We start from the raw sequence: 22530 nt of genomic DNA, 5'->3' as shown, positions 1-22530 counted from the left end.
TTCACCAATTCGCCCAAAATTTTCAAAAAATATTTTTGAAATAAGAAGGAATTATTAAAAATTTAGAGAATTTATAATACTAAGTTTTTTTATTGGGGAAAAGGTGGTGAACAGAATGGAAGTAACTGACGTAAGATTACGCCGCGTTAATACCGATGGTCGCATGAGAGCTATCGCGTCTATTACACTTGACCATGAATTTGTTGTTCATGATATTCGTGTAATCGATGGGAACAATGGCTTATTTGTTGCGATGCCTAGTAAACGTACGCCTGATGGAGAGTTCCGCGATATCGCGCACCCTATCAACTCAGGCACTCGCGGAAAGATCCAGGAAGCGGTCTTAGCCGAGTATCATCGTTTAGGCGAACTGGAAGTAGAATACGAAGAAGCAGGCGCTTCTTAATCAATAGAGCAAAGCAGGCTATCCACTATGCCCTGCTTTTCTTTTTTTTTTGATTTTATTCTTGTAAGGTTTAGTAAAACAAAGGTGATGTTTTTTGTGTATACTAGCTGTTGATTGGAGCAATAGGCGAAGACTCCTGCGGGAGGTAGCGATTAGTGGAGACCCCACAGGCGAAGCCGAAGAGGCTCTCGCAAGCCCCGCGAAAAGCGCAGCCTAGTGCGGAAATCAACAGCGGTGCTTGACGGAGCTGAAAAATTTACGGAGCAACCAAAAAACGAAGCCCCTATCCCACACAATCCACCAACCAAACTCTCCAAAACCCCTCATCTTTTTGTCAAAATATTGTACTTTCGCGTACTTCCTTGAAATAGCCCTCATTTTAAGATATATTCGTAATGGATAATTAGGTAAAGTTTTCGCAAAGATTGTTGCTTTTGACGAATGCAAAGTATGCACGTAAATTGACTACCATCGTGCTCTTTTCTAAGTATTAGTTCATTTACTCTTGAATATTTCGTAGTTTATCCCTGTGAAAAATCCAAAAGCCGATTTTTTACGGTTGTAAGCAACAAACTTTACGAAAAGAGCCTAGGTAAAAATGGAGGCTTGTTATGATAAATCGTTATGCCGTAATTTTAGCAGCTGGGCAAGGTACGCGGATGAAATCCAAATTATATAAAGTGTTACATCCTGTATGTGGCAAGCCGATGGTCCAACATGTAGTGGATCATGTATCTGCATTGAATTTTGAAAGCATCGTTACTGTGGTAGGACATGGAGCAGAAACGGTCAAGAGCCATCTAGGCAGCAGAAGTGAATATGTACTACAGGAAGAACAACTGGGTACGGCTCACGCTGTCATGCAAGCAGCACCTATTTTAAAAGAAAAAAAGGGCGTAACCTTGGTTATTTGTGGTGATACTCCTCTTATAACTCCTGAAACCATGCAGGAATTGCTGGACCTGCACCAAAACACGGGTGCAAAGGCAACCATCCTGACTGCTTATGCAGAAGATCCTACTGGGTATGGTCGTATCATTCGCAACAGTGAAGGCCATGTAGGGAAAATCGTGGAGCACAAGGATGCAAGTGAAGAAGAGCGTAAAGTCACAGAAATCAATACAGGCACATACTGCTTTGATAACGAAGCGTTATTTACAGCACTAAGCAATGTTTCCAACGACAATGTACAAGGGGAATACTACCTGCCGGATGTAATTGAAATCCTGAAAGAAAAAGGGGATATCGTTTCCGCCTATCAAACATTGGACTTTGATGAAACATTGGGAGTAAATGATCGTGTCGCTCTTTCTCAAGCGGAAGCTACCATGAAAAAGCGAATCAACAAAAAGCATATGATCAACGGTGTCAGTATTATCGACCCGTCTAACACATATATCTCTGCGGATGCTGTAATCGGAAGAGATACGGTGATCTACCCTGGTACAGTCATTCATGGCGCTACCGTCATTGGAGAGGACTGTGTAGTGGGACCGAATTCAGAAATCAAAGACTGCCAAATCGGCGACCGTACGTCCATCCGCCAATCTGTCACTCATGATAGTGAGATTGGAAATGATGTGAACATTGGGCCGTTCGCACACGTGCGACCTTCCTCTAAAATCGGTAACGAAGTGAAGTTAGGTAACTTCGTGGAAGTGAAAAAAGCCTCTTTTGGAGATGGAAGCAAGGCTTCACATCTAAGCTATATCGGTGATGCAGAAGTAGGAAAAGATGTAAATCTTGGTTGTGGTTCGATTACCGTTAACTATGATGGGAAAAATAAATACTTAACGAAAATTGAGGATGGAGTGTTTGTTGGATGCAACTCCAATCTGGTTGCGCCTGTAACTATCGGTACCAATGCCTATGTGGCAGCGGGATCGACAATTACAGAAGATGTACCGGGAGAAGCATTATCCATTGCCCGTGCACGTCAAGTAAATAAAGAGAACTATGCTGAAAAGATTCATACTAAAAAATCCTAACGGAGGGTTCATTTAATCATGTCTAATAAATATGCCGACTCTAACTTAAAAATATTTACTCTGAATTCAAATACAGCCTTGGCGGAAGAAATTGCAACCAAGGTTGGTGTTCCTATCGGAAAGTGTTCCGTTTCACGCTTCAGTGACGGAGAGGTTCAAATCAATATCGAAGAAAGCATCCGCGGTTGTGATGTGTACGTGATCCAATCCACAAGTGCGCCTGTAAACGAGCACATCATGGAAACGTTAATTATGATTGATGCGTTGAAACGCGCTTCAGCAAAAACGATTAACATCGTGATGCCTTATTACGGCTATGGTAGACAAGACAGAAAAGCACGAGCGCGTGAGCCGATTACTGCAAAGCTTGTAGCGAATCTCCTCGAAACTGCTGGAGCAGATCGTGTCATTACCCTTGATTTACATGCACCTCAGATCCAAGGTTTCTTTGATATCCTTATCGACCATTTAATGGGTGTACCTATTTTGGCAGAGTACTTCCAAAGCAAGAATCTAGAGGATCTTGTAATCGTATCGCCTGACCATGGTGGGGTAACAAGAGCGAGAAAGCTGGCAGACCGCCTGAAAGCTCCAATTGCAATCATCGATAAGCGCAGACCTCGTCCGAATGTTGCGGAAGTAATGAACATTGTTGGTCATATTGAAGGAAGAACGGCTATTTTAATTGATGACATGATTGATACTGCAGGTACCATTACACTTGCAGCGAATGCCCTCATCGAAAATGGAGCGAAAGAAGTGTATGCGTGCTGTACACATCCAGTACTCTCCGGCCCGGCTATTGAGCGCATCGAAAACTCCCAGATCAAAGAGTTGGTTGTGACGAACACCATCGCTTTGGCTGAGGACAAGAAAATCGGCAAGCTCACACAACTATCTGTGGCAGAGTTGATTGCAGAAGCAATTGTACGTGTCCACGAGGAGAAATCCGTTAGTACGTTATTTGATTAATTCGAGAATTTAGGTTTAACCTTCTGGAAATAGGGGAAATTGTTAGAGAGGTAAGTAATTTATTTTCCCAGGAAGGTGATTAGATGACTTCAGTATTACATGCAAATGAGCGTACGGAATTCAAAAAATCTTCAAGAAGAAAAACCCGTGAGGAAGGACAAATTCCAGCGGTTGTATATGGGAACGACACGGAAAACAAGTCAATAAGTGTCGATAGCAAGGATTTTATTAAAACAATCAGAGAAACCGGAAGAAACGGCATCATCGATTTGGAAATCGGTTCTGATAAGCGAAAAGTGATGCTGTATGATTTTCAAGTAGACCCATTAAAGAGTATGGAATTCGTTCACTTGGACTTCCATGTGGTAAACTTCAAATCCGAAATCGATGTAGATGTTACGTTACATGTTACAGGTGACGCTGCAGGAGTAAAGGATGGAGGAGTTCTGCAGCAGGTTCTTCACGAGGCTTCCGTAAAGGTTCTTCCTGGTGATGTACCAGATAGCATCGATGTAGATGTATCGAACCTGCAAGTAAATGAAACCATCACTTTTGGGGACTTGGATACTTCAGGAAAATATAAATTCAATCATGAAGATGATGAAGTGATTGCATCGATCCTTCCTCCACGTCAGGAAGAGGAAATCGACAGTGGAGAAGAGCAGGAGCCAGGTGAGCCTGAACTTGTCGAAGGTAGAGAAAAGAATAACGATTCAGAGAATGAGGCGTAACCCCCAGGGGTTGCGTCTTTTCTCTAGTAAGGACAGTTCCCTTGTCCCACTCTTCCCTTCTAATCAATTTTGCAGAATATGTTGAAATCTTACGAGGGCAGAAATGTAATAGGGCCACTCTTGTTGTGTTAAAATAGAGATACCTAAATTATCTGGAGGCCTTAGATGAAAAAATTCTTTCGGTCCCTCTTTGCAAAAGAGGAAGAGGCAGTTGTTTCAGGAGGAGAAAAAATGAAAGTTTTAGTAGGCCTTGGAAATCCAGGCCGCCAATATGAAGAAACAAGGCATAATATCGGCTTTATGGTGATCGATGAATTAGCGGATCGCTGGAACATACCTTTGAGCCAATCCAAATTTAAGGGGATATTTGGTCAAGGTGTAGTGAATGGGGAAAAGGTGTTGCTGGTTAAGCCCCTTACATATATGAACCTATCAGGTGAAACCGTTCGTCCTTTATTGGATTTTTATAAACTCGATATCGAGGATCTCGTTGTCATATATGATGATCTTGATCTTCCTGTCGGCAAACTGAGATTGCGTCAAAAGGGAAGCGCTGGCGGGCATAATGGCATCAAGTCCTTGATTCAGCATCTCCAGACACAGAACTTCAACCGCATCCGAATGGGAATCGATCGCCCAACAAACGGTCAATCCATCTCGGATTACGTATTAGGGAGGTTCTCCGAGGAAGAGCGTCCGGACATTGACTCCACCGTCAAAAAAGCCGCAGAAGCATGTGAAGAAGCTCTATCCAAAGACTTTCTGCAAGTAATGAATACATTTAACCAGTAGGGAAAAACGGGTTTTGTATAACAATGACAGCCTCTGTTTATACTATTCCTAAAAAGGATGGGCTAGGAGGATAACAGTGGCTATTCATTATAATTGTAGGCATTGCGGACATAGAGTCGGTACGATTGAGAAAGAAAGAGTCTATACAGAACAATTGGGTTTCCACCAATTAACGGATTCAGAACGGCAAGAAATGATAGCATACCAACAAAACGGTGATATACATGTTAAAACCATATGTGAAGATTGCCAAGAAGCCCTGGAGCGAAATCCAGCCTGGCATGAAACAGAGAGCTTCATACAATAATAAAAACGCTTTGGTTTAACGCCAAAGCCTTTTTGCGTATATGTGTTCAGACAAGAGCACTTTTACCAGGAGAGGAGGGGGTAGTGCCATGAAGGGTTTTATTCCTTATTTTACAGAAAACGATGATTTTGAATCGATATTGGTCGGCTTGAACGAAGGTCTGGAGGAACAGCTTGTATCCGGTATTTCCAATTCTGCCAGATCCCTGTTCATCGCTTCCTTATACGAAGAAAGAAAAGCGCCGATTCTATTGGTGACACATAATCTATACCACGCCCAAAAGGTGTACGACGATTTGAGCTCTTTTCTGCCGGAGAACGAACTGTATTTGTATCCGGTCAATGACGTTCTCGCTGCGGAAATCGGTATTGCAAGTCCGGAACTGAAAGCGCAGAGAATCGAAGCCTTGAACCACTGGGCTACAAAGAGCAACGGAATTATCATCACCCCGATTGCGGGATTAAAAAGGATGCTTCCTTCCAAGACTAAATGGCAGCAATCCTTGCTTCATATTGAAGTGAATAAGACCATACCTTTGGATAATCTGGCAGACCGCTTGGTACGTTTCGGCTATCAACGAGTGGGGATGGTAGCGACGCCGGGGGATTTCAGCATCCGTGGCGGTATTATCGACATTTATCCACTTACAGAAGAACTGGCAGTCCGAATCGAACTGTTTGATGATGAGGTGGAATCCATCCGCTCCTTCTCTGTTGAAGATCAACGTTCGCAAGCGCACAAGGAAAGTATTGCAATCGGCCCTGCTACAGAAATTCTACTTACAGGGGAAGAGCTGGAAAGAGGCCGGGAACTGCTGGAAAAAGAGCTTTCCAATACGGTCACCAAGGTGAAAAACGACAAGGTAAAACAGCTATTAATGGAGAATATCACATATGAACTTGAACAGCTGGATAATGGACAGGTGTTTTCAGAGCTGTATAAGTACCTGAGTCTCTTCTATGAAAAGCCAGCTAGTTTACTAGATTATGTTCCCGATAACGGGGTTGTGGTGTTGGATGAAATCAGCCGCATCCAGGAAACGGCAGAGAGCTTGGATAAAGAAGAAGCGGAATGGCTGGTTGAGCTTTTGGCGGAGGGAAAGGCTGTGCACGACCTGAAATTTTCGCACTCCTTTGCCCAATTGGTTCATAGCAAAAAGCTTCCCTTCATTTATTTGTCCTTATTTTTAAGGCATGTCCCGCATACCCATCCGGAAAATTTGATCAATCTTTCATCCAAGTCGATGCAGCATTTCCATGGTCAAATGCATTTGTTGAAATCGGAGATAGATCGCTGGAGAAAGGCGAATTATGCGATTGTCGTCATGGCTTCCGATCAGGAGCGCATGGATAAGCTGGAATCCGTTTTGGCCGATTATGATGTGGATGTCAGAAAGCTCTCAAGCGGCTCCACCTTCGCACATGGAGAGGTTCAGATCATTGAAGGGGACCTCCAGTCAGGCTTTGAGCTGCCTATGCAAAAGCTCGCCGTTCTGACAGAAGAGGAATTGTTTAAAAAGAAGGCCAAAAAACCGAAGAACAGGCAGAAGCTCTCCAATGCAGAACGGATAAAAAATTACTCCGAATTGAATGTCGGGGATTATGTTGTTCATATCAACCACGGTATCGGAAAGTATCTGGGGATAGAAACACTTGATATCAACGGTCTGCACAAAGACTATATCCACATCAAATACCAGGGCTCAGACAAGCTTTATGTTCCGGTTGAACAAATTGATCAGGTGCAGAAATATGTAGGATCTGAAGGCAAGGAACCGAAAGTCTATAAGCTTGGAGGCACCGATTGGAAGAAAGTGAAATCCAAGGTGGAATCCTCTGTCCAGGATATTGCTGACGACCTGATCAAGCTTTATGCAGAACGGGAGGCAAGTGAGGGATTCTCCTTTTCGCCTGACGGGGAAATGCAGAGGGAATTTGAGGCTACCTTCCTTTATCAGGAAACGGAGGATCAGCTGCGCTCCATTCATGAGATCAAGCTGGATATGGAACGTACACGCCCGATGGACCGTCTTTTGTGCGGGGATGTGGGGTACGGGAAAACAGAGGTGGCTATCCGTGCTGCATTCAAGGCGATTGCGGATGAGAAGCAGGTTGCCATTCTTGTACCAACGACCATTCTCGCGCAGCAGCACTACGAAACGATCAGGGAGCGTTTCCAGGACTTCCCGATTAATATCGGGCTGTTGAGCCGCTTCCGTTCGAGAAAGCAGCAGACGGAAACGATGAAGGGACTTGCAAACGGTACGGTCGACATTGTGATAGGTACGCATCGATTGTTATCCAAAGATGTGAAATATAAGGATCTAGGTTTGCTTATTATCGATGAAGAGCAGCGATTCGGTGTGACGCATAAGGAGAAAATCAAGCAGCTGAAAGCCAATATAGATGTATTGACCCTAACGGCCACACCTATTCCGCGGACCCTTCATATGTCCATGTTGGGCGTACGGGATCTTTCCGTCATCGAGACACCGCCGGAGAACCGTTTCCCTGTGCAGACTTACGTCATGGAGTATAATGGGAATCTAGTAAAAGAAGCGATTGAACGCGAGTTAGCCCGCGGGGGACAGGTGTATTTTCTATACAATCGCGTCGAGGACATTGAACGAAAAGCGGATGAGATCTCGATGCTTGTACCGGATGCAAGGATAGTGTATGCCCATGGGAAGATGACGGAAAACGAGCTGGAATCTGTGATGCTTCAATTCATGGAAGGAGAAGCGGAGGTCCTAGTAAGTACCACAATCATTGAAACAGGAGTGGACATCCCGAATGTCAACACCCTCATTGTCTTTGACGCGGACAGAATGGGCCTATCGCAGCTTTACCAGCTGAGAGGACGGGTAGGGCGCTCCAACAGGGTGGCCTATGCCTATTTCACCTATAGAAAAGACAAAGTATTGACAGAAGTTGCAGAAAAGCGTCTGCAATCCATCAAGGAGTTCACAGAGCTTGGCTCAGGCTTTAAGATTGCCATGCGGGATCTAACGATTCGTGGTGCCGGGAATCTCTTGGGGGCCCAACAACACGGATTTATCGATTCGGTCGGCTTTGACATGTATTCACAGATGCTGAAGGATGCAATTGAGGAGCGAAAAGGAAATCCGGAGAAGAAGAAACAGCGCAATATGGAAATCGATGTTGAACTGGATGCCTACATCCCTGAATCGTATATTGGGGACAGCAAGCAAAAGATCGATATGTATAAGCGATTCCGTGGCATAGAGACACCGGAGGACCTAAAAGAACTGCAGGAAGAAATGAAGGATCGGTTCGGAGGGTATCCGAAAGAAGTGGATTATCTTTTCCGCGTGTCAGAAATGAAAGTATATGGCCTGAAGGAAAAAGTGGATTCTATCAAGCAAACAAAGCAGGAATTGGTGCTGTTGATTTCAGAAGAGGCGAGCAATAAAATTGACGGACAGAAGCTCTTCTTGCTTGGAAATAAATTTGGGCGAATGGTCAACCTCGGGATGGAAGGCAAGCGGTTAAAGGTTGTGATTCAAACAAAGCGTACGGAACCAGATGAGTGGATTCAGGTTGCCATATCTATGATAAAAGGACTAGAGAATGTAAAAAAAGAAAGTGTCAATGCATCGTAAAAGGTTTAAGTATGTGAAATCTTGTCTATATAAATACTGGGGGATTTTACAAACTAAAAAAAACTTTTCCAACATGTATATAACTCACGGTGTGAAGGATACTAATTTCAACAAATGGTGAATTCTTCAAAAGCAGGACAACTTGATCAATTCCACCAATTTAACTCATCTCTTTTTATCATCGGATGAAGGAGGCAACCTAAGAAATGAAAGCAACTGGTATTGTACGTCGTATTGATGACCTAGGTCGAGTTGTAATTCCAAAAGAAATCAGAAGAACGTTACGTATTCGTGAAGGTGACCCGTTGGAGATTTTCGTCGATCGGGATGGAGAAGTAATTCTGAAGAAGTACTCTCCTATTTCAGAACTTGGCGATTTCGCAAGAGAATATGCGGAAGCTCTGTATGATAGTTTGGGACATCCTGTATTAATCTGTGACCGTGATACGTTTATTGCAGTAGCTGGCGGCTCCAAGAAGGAGTATCTCAATAAGAGTGTCAGCGATGTAGTGGAGAAATCCATGGAAGATCGCAATTCCGTATTGAAAACAGATGAGCAGCAGCTTGCAATTGTAGATGGTCATGTAGAATCCCTCGCGTCATATACCATTGGACCGATCGTAGCGAACGGTGATCCAATTGGTGCAGTAGTAATCATGTCCAAAGACAAGTCACTGGGAGAAGTGGAACAAAAGGCTGTGGAAACGGCTGCAGGCTTCTTGGCAAGGCAGATGGAGCAATAATATCGTAATAGGAAGCAGCAGAGGCGTTCTGCTGCTTCTTTTGTTTTTTTACGGTCTCAAAGTAGCGGAATGATACCGTGATAAAGAGCAAAAGATGAAATGGTGGTCTCAAAGCAACGAAATGGGACCGCGATAAAGGGAAAAAGAGAAAATGGTGGTTTTAAAGTAGCGGAATGGGACCGCCATATAGAGAAAAAGAGAAAATGGTGGTTTCAAAGCAACGGAATGAGACCGCGATAAAGGGAAAAAGAGAAAATGGTGGTTTCAAAGCAACGGAATGAGACCGCGATAAAGGGAAAAAGAGGAAATGGTGGTTTCAAAGTAGCGGAATGGGACCGCCCAAAAGAGAAAACTTGCCTCCCCCTCGAGGTGATAAGTCATTTTTCTACGAAGGTTAAAGTGCAACCATCTTAGAACACCGTCTTATGCTAATTCGGGGGTGACCAAGGCGCTTATGCTGTTCTTATGGTACAATAATACAATTGAACATTAGGTTGAAAGCAGGTACATTCATGAAACATCAGACAGACCACCATCTTGAAGCGATCTGGAAAGGTGCCATGATTTTAACGGTTGCGGGAATACTGGTAAAAGTGCTAAGTGCCGCATACAGGGTCCCTTTCCAGAATATTGTGGGAGATGTCGGTTTTTATATCTATCAACAAGTCTATCCGTTCTACGGTGTAGCCATTATTCTATCTACATATGGATTCCCGGTGGTCATCTCGAAGCTGATTGCAGAACATCCGGAAGTGAACAAAACGGAAGCTGCCAGGAAAATCGGGACCATCTCCTTCGCTTCTCTCCTCCTCTTTGGAGGGGTTTTGTTTTCGGTACTTTATTTTGGAGCCGATGCCATGGCCGGAATGATGGGAGATTCAAAGCTTTCTCAGCTGATTCGAATTGTCGCTTTCTCCTTCCTTCTCATGCCTTTTCTCTCGGTTGGAAGAGGGATATTCCAAGGCAGTGGCGAGATGACACCGACCGCAGTTTCCCAGGTAGGTGAACAGCTGATACGGGTTTGTACGATTCTTGTAATGGCCTACTATCTTGTAGGGCACGGACATTCTTTATACGACGTAGGAGCAGGTGCCATGGTTGGTTCCGTCGGTGGCGGCCTTGCAGCTGTTGCCGTCCTATTTCTTTTTTATCAACGATATCAAGCAAAGGTTAAGCGGCAAAAGAATCCGGGTGTGTATTTTTCCACCTGTAGCATAGTCAGGGCACTTATACTGCAGGGCTTTACGATTTGTATCAGTAGTCTATTGCTCGTACTCTTTCAAATGGTGGACTCTTTTTCCGTCTATGCGTATCTGGTCGAAAGCGGCAGTTCTTCTGGTGAGGCTAAGCTTCTCAAAGGTATATATGACCGGGGGCAACCGTTGATTCAACTCGGGACGGTGGTGGCAACGGCCTTCTCTTTATCGCTGGTTCCTTACATAACTCGGGCAAAGGCACAAGGCTCCTTCAGGGAAATGAAAGACAAAATCATGATATCAATCCGCGTAAGCTTTGCTATCGGCGCTGCTGCCTCAGTCGGCTTGGCATGGCTGATCAAGCCGGTCAACACGATGCTGTTTTCAAATGGAAATGGATCTGGTGTATTATTGGTATTAGGATTATCCATTCTATTCTGCAGTATCGCGCTTACGGCTTCAGCAATCTTGCAAGGTCTTGGACATGCCTATCTGCCTGCCTTTTATGTTCTTGCCGGGGTATTGGTGAAAATAGTGCTGAATTTCGCGTTCATTCCAGGATCCCAGACGTTGGGTGCTGCATTCAGTACGCTTATGGCAAGCGGTGTGGTAGCCGTCGGCCTGCTGTTTGAGATAAAAAGAAAAACCGGCATAACCATTTTGGAGAAAGCATACATATACCCGCTCCTCGTGAGCATCGGACTTATGTCAGCTGCACTCGCCGTTCTCTTGGAGGGAAGTCATGCATTAGTGGGAACTAGCCGCCTTTTGGCTTCTGCCCAGAGCTTGGTTGGAGTCATGCTTGGAGGTATTGTGTTCCTGTTTGTTTTAATAAAAAATAATTACTTTACAAAAACGGAGCTTTCCTTCCTGCCTTTGGGAAGCAAGCTTTCCAAACTAATCAAATAGAGTTGGTGAAGAAATGGCAAAGATAACTGTACTAGGTTTAGGGGCAGGTGATCTCGAACAGCTGCCGATCGGAATTTATAAGAGGCTGCTTTCCTGTGATCATCTATACCTGAGAACGAAAGAACACCCAGTCATCGGGGAGCTCGAAAAGGAAAACCTATCTTACACATCCTTTGATGGCATCTATGAAAAGCATGATTCCTTTGAGAGTGTGTATGAAGAGATTACAAGGATACTGGTGGAAGCAAGCAAAGAGAGGGAAATAGTCTATGCGGTTCCGGGCCACCCGCTTGTAGCGGAGAGAACTGTTCAACTTTTGCTGGAAAAGGCTAATAAAAATGAGCTAACACTCGATATAAAAGGTGGACAAAGTTTTCTTGATCCGATGTTTACAGCAGTGGGCTTGGATCCGATAGAAGGCTTTCAGTTCCATGATGCGACCTCTCTTGTCAAAGAGACGATTGTTCCGACACAGCATATGATTTTTTGTCAGGTGTATGACGCGTTCATTGCCTCAGAGGTGAAATTGACTTTGATGGATATTCTTCCTGATGATTACCCTGTTACGATTGTGACGGCAGCGGGATCCTCGCAGGAAAAAATAACAAAAGTCCCTTTATACGAATTAGATCGTGTAGCTGAAATCAACAATCTCACAAGTGTATATGTGCCTCCTGTAAAAGAGGACGAGCTCTTGTACAAGCAATTTACCCATTTCCGCCAAACCATCGCGATTTTAAGGGGACCGAATGGCTGTCCGTGGGATCAGAAGCAGACGCACGAATCCCTGAAAAAATACCTGATTGAAGAAGCGTATGAATTGATAGACGCCATTGATGAAGGGGATGTTGACGGTATCATGGAGGAGCTTGGGGATGTGTTGCTCCAGGTGATGCTGCATGCGCAAATCGGGGAAGACGAGGGCTACTTCAGCATAGAGGATATCATAGAGGGCGTAAATGAAAAAATGATCCGCAGGCACCCCCATGTGTTCGGGGATATATCTGTCGAGGACGCAGATGAAGTGGTGAGAAACTGGGAGCAAATCAAAAAAGCCGAAAAAGGGGAAAGAGCGGAGCAATCCATTCTTGATGCTGTGGCTAAAGGGCTCCCGAATTTGACCAAGGCCTATCAATACCAGAAAAAAGCTGGGAAGGTTGGGTTTGATTGGGATGATGTCGCCCCGATGTGGGAGAAGGTATCAGAAGAAATCCAGGAGCTGAAAGAAGAAATCGCAAAGGACGGCAGCGCGGAGAAAGTCGAAGCTGAATTCGGCGATATCCTGTTCGCCCTGGTGAATATAGCAAGATTCTATAAGATAGATCCGGAAGAAGCGGTTTCTGCCACCAACCGGAAATTCTATCGCAGGTTTACTTTTATCGAAAAAAAGGTAAAAGAGTTAGGGCTGGAATTCGAAGCCCTATCGTTGGAACAGCTAGATGAAATCTGGAATGAAGCGAAGAAGTTGGGATTATAAAACCAATCTTTAAAATAGGGGGAAACAGATATGCGTTTAGATAAATTTTTGAAAGTGTCCCGGATCATCAAGCGCCGTACGCTGGCAAAGGAAGTGGCTGAACAGGGACGTATCTCCATCAATGGCGTTCAGGCGAAGGCGAGCAGCAATGTAAAAGCCGGTGACGAGCTGACGATCCATTTCGGACAGAAAATCGTGACAGCATCTATCGACCATGTACAGGAAACAGCGAAAAAGGAAGAAGCGACAATGATGTATACGATTGTCAATGAAGAGAGAGTCGCACAAAGCGAGGAATAGAACTGGTAGGCTTGTTCTAAAAAAGAATCCCTTTCATATACATGTACTATCTTTAAGTAATGGATAGGTGAGGGATGAAAATGAACCAATACTATGAGTCAAATCATGCGAATAAACAGACTGTCCAGGAACAAGACATTGTGATGAGAAGCAGAAGGCTGCTTGATATTACAGGGGTGAAACAAGTGGAAAGCTTCGATAACGAAGAGTTTCTGCTTGAAACCGTCATGGGCTTTCTCTCCATAAGGGGTCAAAACCTGCAGATGAAGAACCTGGATGTGGAAAAAGGGGTAGTCTCCATCAAAGGCAAGATCATGGAGATTATTTACCTTGACGACCAACAAGGAGAGAAAGCTAAAGGATTCTTTAGTAAGTTGTTCAAATGAGCCTGACCACTCAACTTTACACCATGCTTGCCATGATCGGAGTTGGCGCGTATCTTGGAGCCGCCATTGATACGTATGGGAGGTTCATGAAAAGAGACAAAAGAGCGAGATGGATCGTGTTCCTGCACGACCTTCTCTTTTGGCTCCTGCAGGGTCTTGTTACATTCTATGTTTTACTCCTGGTAAACGAAGGCGATCTCAGATTCTATATTCTCATCGCCCTTGTCTGTGGATATGCAGCGTATCAAAGCCTGTTTCGCTATTTCTATTTAAGTTTACTAGAGTCATTGATCCGACTATCCATCAGCGTATACCGCTTTATGGAGAAATTGGTGAAGATGCTGATTGTGAAACCCATTCAATTATTGGTACAAGCTATCATATTTATCTTAGTGGGACTTGCTAGAGCGGTTTATTCTCTGGGGCGCTTTTTGCTTCTTTTGGTCTGGAAAATAATCAAACTTTGTACTCTACCATTCAAATGGCTCGGTATGCTAGGATGGAAACTGCTTCCGAAAGCCTGGAAAAAATATTTACAAAGTCTTTTCAAGAAATTTGCAGGATTTTTCTCACTAGTAAAGAATAGGAAACATAGTATAATGAATAGAGTAAGGAATTTCTGGAAAAAGCGCTAGGAGAGGAATGATAAGATGAGCGCGGCAAGAAACGAAAAAATAGCAAAAATCCATTCAGACTATTCAGACGCCAAACAAGAGCAGCATATAAAACAGCAAAAAAAACGCCGTGGACTTTATCGCCGTTTGTCATTATTCTTTTTGGTTGTAGTAATTTTTGGAATTCTTATGGGTAAAACATTTCTGGAGCAGAGGGCTATTTTGCAGGAAAAACAAGATAGAAAAGAAGCTGTGGAAAAGGAGCTTGTACAGTTACAAAAAGAACAGCAGCGTTTGGAAGAAGAGATTGTGAAGCTGAACGATGATGAATATATTGCGAAGATCGCACGTAGAGATTATTTCATGTCAGAGGATGGGGAAATCATCTTTAATTTACCAGAGGATTCCTCATCTGATTAGTCGTTGTATTGACACCTCAATTGCTCTAGGTATAATGGTAGGTAAAGTGATTTATTTTTTATGATTTTAAGGAGGAGCATTTTTTTTATGTCAATCGAAGTAGGCAGCAAGTTACAGGGTAAGGTAACAGGAATAACTAATTTTGGCGCGTTTGTCGAGTTGCCAGGAGGAACAACAGGTCTAGTCCACATCAGTGAGGTTGCAGACAACTATGTGAAGGATATCAACGACCATCTAAAAGTTGGCGACGAAGTACAAGTGAAGGTCATCAATGTGGAGAAGGACGGGAAAATCGGCTTATCCATCAAGAAGGCAAGCGATACTTACCGTGAGCCTCAGCCGCGTTCTGCTCAACCAACGCAACGCCCAAATAACCAAAACCGTCCTAACCAAGGAGGACGCCCACAGCGAAAAAGAGAAGAATTCCGTCCAAAGGAAAACTTCGAGCAAAAAATGGCAAGATTCTTAAAGGATAGCGAAGATCGTTTGACATCCCTGAAACGCAGCACGGAATCAAAACGTGGAGGTCGTGGAGCGAAAAGGGGATAACTTGCTGCTGAACATCACACATATATAAACGTACGAGTAACGTTATGAAGCACGCCCTGAAAATGGGGCGTGCTTTTTGTTTGGATTGCGGATTGCATTTATACGTTACAGAAAAAACAAAAAAGCTGCCTCCAATTAGTAGAAACTAATCAGAAACAGCTAAATTGTATGACCCATACGGGATTCGAACCCGTGTTACCGCCGTGAAAGGGCGGTGTCTTAACCGCTTGACCAATGGGCCTTATTAAATTGGTAGCGGCGGAGGGAGTCGAACCCACGACCTCACGGGTATGAACCGTACGCTCTAGCCAGCTGAGCTACACCGCCAAAATAATAAGTTGTCATATGCGTGCGTATTAGGCACAAAAAATATATTACTAAGATATTAAATATATGTCAATACATTTTAAAAATGTAAGAATAATTAGAACATTATCCATGGTATTGCGTAGTGAATTTACAAAAACTGATGGACAGGAATAGCAAATGCGATGATTTCCTGACAGCTTTTCCCCCATTTCCTTGAATTACGTCGAACGTTTTTTGTGAACGCCACTGCTCGTTTGACAAAACTTTTCGTTTTTACTTTGTATAATGACCTCAATGAACCGAAACGGGAGTGGATATGATGGAGAGAATAGAAAGGAATATGGGGGAGCCAGTTTCTAATGTTCATCTAGGGAAGCTAAAAAAGGGACTGATAAGAAATATTCAAAATGCCAGGAGCAGGATAACATCCGTTCTTTTTCATCAAGGATTCTTGTTGGTCTTTATCGGCTTTCTTTTGGGACGGGCCCTGATCCTTGGAGAAGTGACGCCGTTCGCGCTGCCATTTTTTGCAGCAGTTTATTTTATGAAAAAGAAACGTGCAGGCTTGACCCTGATAGCGCTCTTGGTCGGGTCCAGTACGGTATCCCTTATGACGGCTGCCTATGTGTTCGGAGGGATGATCCTTTTTGTGCTCCTGTTCAGGTGGACGCTGGCATTGAAGTTCGAAGCGCTTAAAGCTTTGCCGTTTCTGGTCTTCCTGTCGGCATTCCTTTCCAAGTCGGCCATGCTATATTTTACAACCGGGATTGTGGCCTATGACTGGATGATGATTGGGGTGGAAGCGGGGCTTGGATTCATCCTGACGCTTATCTTCTTTCAAAGCATCCCGTTGATCATGATGAGAAAAAAGCGGCAGGCATTCAAGACCGAAGAAATTATTTGCCTCATTATCCTATTGGCCTCCGTACTGACAGGAACAATCGGCTGGACCATGTATGACATGGCCATTGAACATATATTATCAAGATACCTCGTACTGATCTTCGCGTTTGTCGCCGGTGCTACAATCGGATCGACTGTCGGGGTGGTCACAGGCTTGATTCTGAGCCTTGCTACCGTCTCGAATTTATACCAAATGAGCCTGCTTGCTTTTGCGGGGCTTTTAGGTGGCCTGCTGAGGGAAGGGAATAAACTTGGTGTTTCCGTGGGACTGCTCCTTGGAACGCTTTTGATTGGTATTTATGGCGAGGGAACAAATATGCTGATGCCGACAATCCTTGAATCGATGACGGCAGTGGTACTCTTTTTACTTACCCCGCAGAAAGCCATTTCAAATCTGGCGAAATTTATCCCCGGAACCGCAGAATACAATGCCGAACAGCAGCAATATCTAAGGAAAATACGGGATGTGACCGCCAACAGGGTCGAGCAGTTCTCCCATGTATTCCAGGCGCTGTCGAGCAGCTTTTCCAAATTTCAGTTTGAACAGCCGGATTCTGAGCAGGAAGTGGATCTATTTTTGAGCAATGTGACAGAAAAGACATGTCAAAACTGCTTCAAGAAGGACCAGTGCTGGACACAGAATTTTCATAAAACCTATGAATATATGACGAAATTGATGGAAGACACCGAGGAGGGAACCATTAGTTTAAACGTCAAACTACAAAAGGAGTGGGATCGCCATTGTGTAAAATCAGAAAAAGTGAAGACTGTCATCAAGAACGAGTTAACCCAGTTCCACGCGAGTGAAAAGCTGAAAAAACAATTAATGGAGAGTAGGAGGTTGGTAGCCGATCAATTATTGGGGGTATCCCAGGTGATGGAGGATTTTGCGAAAGAAATTCAACGAGAGCGGGAGAATCATTATCTTCAGGAAGACCAAATACTAGATGCGCTGCAAGCGTTCGGTATCCAAATAGAACAAGTGGAAATCTACAGTGTCGAGCAGGGGAATGTCGATATTGAAATGACCGTTCCTTATTGCCAGGGAAGAGGCGAATGTGAAAAACTCATTGCTCCGATGCTTTCAGATATATTGAATGAAAACATTATGGTGAAAAAAGAAGAGTGTAATGCAGACAATAATGGATACTGCTATGTATCATTTGGCTCTGCGAAAGCATTTACGGTAGATACAGGTGTGGCACATGCGGCAAAAGGGGGAGGGCTTATATCGGGAGATAGTTTTTCCACTATAGAGTTGGGGCATGGAAAATTCGCCATCGCCATTAGTGATGGCATGGGAAATGGGGAGCGTGCGCATTATGAGAGCAAAGAAACCTTAAAACTTTTACAGGAAATCCTGCAATCAGGCATTAAAGAGAAGGTCGCGATAAAATCGGTGAATTCCGTTCTATCGTTGCGAACCACCGATGAGATTTTTACGACGCTTGATCTGGCAATGATCGATCTCCAGGATGCTTCTGCGAAATTCCTGAAGGTCGGATCGACGCCAAGCTTTGTCAAAAGGGGGGACCGTGTATTAAAAATAGAAGCCAGTAACCTACCGATGGGAATTATTCAGGAGTTCGATGTGGATGTCGTCAGCGAACAGTTGAAGGCTGGAGACTTGCTCATTATGATGAGTGACGGAATCTTTGAGGGTCCTAAGCATGTAGAGAACTATGATCTATGGATGAAACGGAAGGTGTCGGAGATTCAAACGGATGATCCGCAGGAAGTGGCAGATATAATTATGGAGGAGGTTATCAGAACCCGCTCAGGGCAGATACAGGATGACATGACCGTTGTGGTGGCAAAAATAGAGAGGAACATTCCGAAATGGGCAGCGATTCCTGCCTATCATTATCTATCAAAAAATCAAACGATGAAGGAGGCGTTGTGAAATTCAAGGTATAAATCCATATGATTTCGTCCATGATGGCTAATGTAAATTATACGCATTAGGAGGGGACGAAACGTGTATAAAGGAACGTTGAAGCAAATTCTATTGATCACAGATGGGTGCTCGAATTCAGGGGAAGACCCGATTGCAATGGCAGCACTTGCGAAGGAACAGGATATCACGGTAAATGTCATTGGGGTTATGGATGAAGATACGATAGATGAGAGAGGCATGCAGGAAATTGAAGGCATTGCGATGTCGGGTGGCGGGGTAAGTCAGATCGTTTATGCGAAAAACTTGTCCCAGACCGTCCAGATGGTAACAAGAAAGGCGATGACTCAAACCTTGCAGGGGGTAATCAACAAAGAGCTTCAGCAAATTCTGGGTTCCAACTCTTCCATGGAGGACCTGCCTCCTGAGAAGCGCGGCGAGGTCATGGAAGTGGTGGATGAATTAGGGGAAACGGTATCACTTCAGGTATTGATATTGGTAGATACGAGTGCCAGTATGAAATCCAAGCTTCCGACGGTAAAGGAAGCCTTGCTCGATCTTTCCCTTAGCTTAAATGCCAGAATGGGAGACAACCAGTTTTCCGCTTTTGTCTTTCCTGGAAAACGCCAGGAGGTGGAAAATATTCTGGATTGGACGCCGAAGCTGGAATCTTTATCCAGCATTTTTCCGAAATTGGCGACAGGGGGAATTACGCCTACAGGACCTGCACTTAATGAAGCCATTCCTTATTTCAAGAAAACGCGTAGCTTAAGGAGCTTGATTTCCGATGATGAACAATACTATGAAGAATCAGGTAGGTAACCTGCCTCAAGGAACGACCATCTTCGGAAAATGGCACCAAAAAAGCTACACGATTCTAAAGACGCTGGGATATGGCGCGACAGGATATGTGTACTTAACCAGAAGCTCTAGTGGATTGGCGGCACTGAAAATTAGTGAAAATAGTTCATCCATCACTTCTGAGGTTAACGTCCTACGTCATTTTTCGAAGGTCCGGGGATTTTCCCTCGGGCCTTCTTTGTTGGATGTGGATGATTGGGTAAGAGGCAATGGCCAAAAGGTATTCTCTTTCTATGTCATGGAATACCTCGAAGGAGAAGCATTCCTCACTTTTATTCAGAATAAGGGGATGGAATGGGCAGGGATCCTTGTTCTGCAGCTGCTGACCGATCTCCAGACTCTGCACGAGGAAGGCTGGGTATTTGGCGACCTGAAGCCTGACAATCTGATTGTAACCGCGAACCCTCCCAAAGTACGGCTGATTGACGTAGGTGGGACAACGATAAAAGGAAGAGCGATCAAGGAATTTACGGAGTTCTTCGATAGAGGCTATTGGGGTTTGGGTTCAAGAAAAGCAGAGCCGACCTACGACCTTTTTGCCGTAGCGATGATCATGATTCATACATGCTATCCTAAACAATTTCAAAAAAACGGGGAGGATGGAATCAAGCAGCTGTCATCCTATATACCAGGAAATCTTTGGCTGCGCAAATATGAAAAGGTGCTTGTCCGTGCTTTGTCGGGACAGTATGCTTCAGCGGCCGCAATGAAAAGGGATTTTTTGCAGGCAATGAGTAATTCCAATACTGGGAAAGTTCAGGCTGCACAACAGGGCAGATTCAAAGCATCCCCACAGCAAACGGCAGCCTCCTATACGAATCGCACGCAGAAACACCAGGCACGGCAACAGGCAGCACAAAGCCAAGTGGTGCCGAAGAAAAGCAAGTCCAAAGGCTTTATTGAAACAAGTGTCCTGATTACCATTGTCCTGGCCGCGTATTTTTTCTATATATATGGAACACTGCTCTAGTACGACAGCGTTTATTGCAAGGGATAATGGGTATAAAGGGATATGGATGTTTTTACTAGTTGATGGACCGAGCAACTGTTTTGCAGGGGGTTGCCTCAAATGGTAGGATAAAGGAGAAAATTATACGTGTAAGTTCAAAGGAATGGGTATGATATATGTGGAACAATGTTTCTGCCTTTATTCAAAAGCATCATTTACTTCCTGAAGATTCCAAAGTGGTGATCGGAGTCAGCGGAGGCGCAGACTCCATCAGTCTGCTGCATTATTTAATCAGTATCCGCAAGGAAAAGCGGTTGGAGTTGGTTGTAGCCCATGTGGATCATATGTTCAGGGGGAAGCAATCGGAAGAAGACCTGCTTTTCGTAAAAGCGGAATGTGAAAAAAGAAATATTCTTTTTGAAGCGGCAAGAATAGATGTGAAGGCCTTTCAAAAGGAGAACAAATGGAGCGCACAGGAAGCCGCAAGAAAGTGTCGTTACTCTTTCTATGAGGAAGTGATGGTAAAGCATAGCGCGGATTTTCTGGCACTGGGACATCACGGCGATGATCAGGTGGAAACGATGCTTATGAGAATGGGACGGGGCTCCTCCATTAATGGATATGCCGGGATTTTGCCGAAGCGTCCTTTTGGAAACGGATGGATCATTCGCCCGCTTCTTTCTGTTACAAAGGAGGAAGTGCTAGAATATGTTCAACAAAACGGGCTCTCATACCGTCACGACCCAAGCAATGATAAGGATGCCTATCGCAGAAACCGGATAAGGCATCATGTATTGCCATTGCTGAGAGAAGAATTTCCTGCACTGAATGAGAAGTTTCAGAGCTTCAGTGAGCATTTACAAGAGGACAATTCCTACTTGGAGGAATTAACCGAAAAAGAATGGAATAAAGTAATTAAAACCAAAAATGAAAGCAGAGTGGTCCTTAGGAGAGAACCTTTGCTTTTAATGGCAAAACCTTTACAAAGAAGAGGGTTTCAACTAATATTAAACTATCTCTATAATAATGAAATTCCTCCATCTCTTTCCTCTATACATATTGATAATTTGTTATCCTTATTGGAAAGTGAACACCCTTCTGGAATGTTACATTTCCCTAACGATTTGCAGGTTACTCGGTCCTACAATGATTGCACGTTATCATTTGAAAATGAAAGGGCCATTCCCTTTCGTGCCATGATTGAAGTGCCTGGGAATATAACATTGCCTACAGATGATGTAATCATTAGCGAGGTTTGGACACACTACAAACATGCTGTTCAGGTAGAAAAGAACCAAGCTATCCTAGATTTATCGAAAGTAGCATTTCCGCTTCATGTCAGATCGAGGCTTAGTGGGGATCGAATGAAGCTGAAGGGGACGCAGGGCTCCAAAAAACTGAAAAGCATCTTTATCGAAGCGAAAATACCGATCGCAAAACGGGATTCATGGCCGGTGATAGTGGATGCAAATGAATCTGTTTTATGGGTGCCCATGCTGAAACGTTCGTCTTTTGAAGCAACAGAGGAAACGATGGGTCCAGTTTTAGTTTTAACCATTAAGAAGAGCTAACAGTTTGGGAGGCAACAACGAAATGAACAAAGATATTGAAAAAGTACTCTTTAGTGAAGAAGAGCTTCAAGCAAAAGTAAGAGAATTAGGTGCACGATTGACAGAGGACTATCACGACCGTTTTCCACTGGCTATTGGTGTTCTTAAAGGCGCTATGCCATTCATGGGCGACCTGATTAAACGTATGGATACATATTTGGAAATGGATTTCATGGATGTTTCAAGCTATGGTAATTCCACTGTTTCTTCAGGAGAGGTTAAGATCCTGAAGGATTTGGACACATCTGTTGAAGGCAGAGATATCCTTATCATTGAGGACATCATTGATAGTGGTCTGACTCTTAGCTATCTAGTGGAGCTTTTCCGTTACCGTAAAGCAAAAACAATCAAGATTGTCACGCTTTTGGATAAGCCAAGCGGAAGAAAAGCCGATATTACAGCTGACTATGTCGGATTTATCGTACCGGATGAATTCGTTGTGGGCTACGGACTTGATTATGCGGAAAGATACCGCAACCTCCCTTATATCGGAGTGTTAAAGCCGGAAATCTATACAAATAACGAAGATTAACATTAGAAACCTGATTTCTTGAATTGGATTAATTTTCTATGATACTATTGGTTTAGTTTG

General features: G+C 43.9%; 20 protein-coding genes and 2 tRNA genes. 20 read left to right on the top strand and 2 right to left on the bottom strand.

The window, feature by feature from the left end:
• Nucleotides 1-115 precede the first annotated feature (115 nt).
• The 15 genes from spoVG to ACQCT5_RS21360 all read left to right on the top strand — a co-directional run bounded on the left by spoVG (nt 116) and on the right by ACQCT5_RS21360 (nt 15412).
• A complete protein-coding gene (spoVG, locus tag ACQCT5_RS21430; protein WP_010191385.1) occupies nt 116-406 on the top strand; it encodes a septation regulator SpoVG in 291 nt (96 codons plus the stop codon).
• Nucleotides 407-1017: 611 nt separating this feature from the next.
• A complete protein-coding gene (gene glmU, locus ACQCT5_RS21425; protein WP_499644971.1) occupies nt 1018-2394 on the top strand; it encodes a bifunctional UDP-N-acetylglucosamine diphosphorylase/glucosamine-1-phosphate N-acetyltransferase GlmU in 1377 nt (458 codons plus the stop codon).
• An 18-nt stretch (nt 2395-2412) separates the two neighbouring features.
• The gene (locus ACQCT5_RS21420) at nt 2413-3366 is read left to right on the top strand and encodes a ribose-phosphate diphosphokinase (protein WP_499644969.1); all 954 of its coding nucleotides are present in this window, start codon (nt 2413-2415) and stop codon (nt 3364-3366) included.
• 83 nt (nt 3367-3449) lie between these two features.
• Nucleotides 3450-4097, top strand: coding sequence for a 50S ribosomal protein L25/general stress protein Ctc (locus ACQCT5_RS21415; protein ID WP_499644967.1), 648 nt, complete (start codon nt 3450-3452; stop codon nt 4095-4097).
• 231 nt (nt 4098-4328) lie between these two features.
• Entirely contained in the window at nt 4329-4889 is a 561-nt protein-coding gene (gene pth, locus ACQCT5_RS21410) for an aminoacyl-tRNA hydrolase (RefSeq protein WP_417900982.1), read from the top strand.
• A gap of 76 nt (nt 4890-4965) precedes the next feature.
• Entirely contained in the window at nt 4966-5196 is a 231-nt protein-coding gene (fin, locus tag ACQCT5_RS21405) for an anti-sigma-F factor Fin (RefSeq protein WP_386645609.1), read from the top strand.
• A gap of 88 nt (nt 5197-5284) precedes the next feature.
• On the top strand, nt 5285-8818 hold the full coding sequence (gene mfd / locus ACQCT5_RS21400; RefSeq protein ID WP_499644964.1) for a transcription-repair coupling factor: 3534 nt from the start codon (nt 5285-5287) through the stop codon (nt 8816-8818).
• 206 nt (nt 8819-9024) lie between these two features.
• Nucleotides 9025-9561 carry a stage V sporulation protein T gene (gene spoVT / locus ACQCT5_RS21395; protein WP_386645615.1) on the top strand — a complete coding sequence of 179 codons (537 nt, stop codon included), beginning with the start codon at nt 9025-9027 and terminating at the stop codon, nt 9559-9561.
• Nucleotides 9562-10073: 512 nt separating this feature from the next.
• Nucleotides 10074-11666, top strand: a complete 1593-nt coding sequence (locus ACQCT5_RS21390; RefSeq protein ID WP_499644962.1) for a putative polysaccharide biosynthesis protein — start codon at nt 10074-10076, stop codon at nt 11664-11666.
• A 13-nt stretch (nt 11667-11679) separates the two neighbouring features.
• Entirely contained in the window at nt 11680-13143 is a 1464-nt protein-coding gene (gene yabN, locus ACQCT5_RS21385; protein WP_499644960.1) for a bifunctional methyltransferase/pyrophosphohydrolase YabN, read from the top strand.
• A gap of 30 nt (nt 13144-13173) precedes the next feature.
• Nucleotides 13174-13443, top strand: coding sequence for an RNA-binding S4 domain-containing protein (locus ACQCT5_RS21380; RefSeq protein ID WP_499644958.1), 270 nt, complete (start codon nt 13174-13176; stop codon nt 13441-13443).
• 80 nt (nt 13444-13523) lie between these two features.
• Nucleotides 13524-13829 (top strand): sporulation protein YabP, encoded by a 306-nt coding sequence (yabP, locus tag ACQCT5_RS21375; RefSeq protein WP_499644956.1) that lies wholly within the window; start codon nt 13524-13526, stop codon nt 13827-13829.
• On the top strand, nt 13826-14464 hold the full coding sequence (yabQ, locus tag ACQCT5_RS21370) for a spore cortex biosynthesis protein YabQ (protein ID WP_499644954.1): 639 nt from the start codon (nt 13826-13828) through the stop codon (nt 14462-14464). Before yabP ends, yabQ begins: the two co-directional genes overlap by 4 nt.
• 15 nt (nt 14465-14479) lie before the next feature.
• The gene (locus ACQCT5_RS21365; protein ID WP_499644952.1) at nt 14480-14863 is read left to right on the top strand and encodes an FtsB family cell division protein; all 384 of its coding nucleotides are present in this window, start codon (nt 14480-14482) and stop codon (nt 14861-14863) included.
• A gap of 87 nt (nt 14864-14950) precedes the next feature.
• Nucleotides 14951-15412 carry a S1 domain-containing RNA-binding protein gene (locus ACQCT5_RS21360; RefSeq protein WP_224841400.1) on the top strand — a complete coding sequence of 154 codons (462 nt, stop codon included), beginning with the start codon at nt 14951-14953 and terminating at the stop codon, nt 15410-15412.
• 169 nt (nt 15413-15581) lie between these two features.
• On the opposite strand, the gene ACQCT5_RS21355 is transcribed toward ACQCT5_RS21360, so the two are convergent.
• Nucleotides 15582-15653: transfer RNA gene (locus ACQCT5_RS21355), tRNA-Glu, on the bottom strand.
• Nucleotides 15654-15662: 9 nt separating this feature from the next.
• Nucleotides 15663-15739: transfer RNA gene (locus tag ACQCT5_RS21350), tRNA-Met, on the bottom strand.
• A 301-nt stretch (nt 15740-16040) separates the two neighbouring features.
• Between ACQCT5_RS21350 and spoIIE the strand changes: the two genes are divergently transcribed.
• The 5 genes from spoIIE (at nt 16041) to hpt (ending at nt 22470) form a co-directional block, all read left to right on the top strand.
• Complete coding sequence (spoIIE, locus tag ACQCT5_RS21345) at nt 16041-18527, top strand: stage II sporulation protein E (protein WP_499645010.1); 2487 nt, start codon at nt 16041-16043, stop codon at nt 18525-18527.
• Between the two features lie 75 nt (nt 18528-18602).
• A complete protein-coding gene (locus ACQCT5_RS21340) occupies nt 18603-19340 on the top strand; it encodes a VWA domain-containing protein (RefSeq protein ID WP_499644949.1) in 738 nt (245 codons plus the stop codon).
• Nucleotides 19306-20349: a serine/threonine protein kinase PrkT gene (gene prkT, locus ACQCT5_RS21335; RefSeq protein ID WP_499644947.1), complete on the top strand. Its 1044-nt coding sequence runs from the start codon at nt 19306-19308 to the stop codon at nt 20347-20349. The genes ACQCT5_RS21340 and prkT overlap by 35 nt, the downstream gene beginning before the upstream one ends.
• A gap of 155 nt (nt 20350-20504) precedes the next feature.
• Nucleotides 20505-21899 carry a tRNA lysidine(34) synthetase TilS gene (gene tilS / locus ACQCT5_RS21330; RefSeq protein ID WP_499644945.1) on the top strand — a complete coding sequence of 465 codons (1395 nt, stop codon included), beginning with the start codon at nt 20505-20507 and terminating at the stop codon, nt 21897-21899.
• A gap of 22 nt (nt 21900-21921) precedes the next feature.
• Nucleotides 21922-22470, top strand: coding sequence for a hypoxanthine phosphoribosyltransferase (gene hpt, locus ACQCT5_RS21325; RefSeq protein WP_499644942.1), 549 nt, complete (start codon nt 21922-21924; stop codon nt 22468-22470).
• The last annotated feature ends 60 nt before the right edge of the window (nt 22471-22530 follow it).

Source organism: Sutcliffiella halmapala (assembly GCF_050107295.1).
In the GTDB taxonomy this organism is placed as follows: domain Bacteria; phylum Bacillota; class Bacilli; order Bacillales; family Bacillaceae_I; genus Sutcliffiella_A; species Sutcliffiella_A halmapala_A.
Note: the sequence above shows the minus strand (reverse complement) of the source record. Positions and strands in the feature narration are given on the sequence as shown.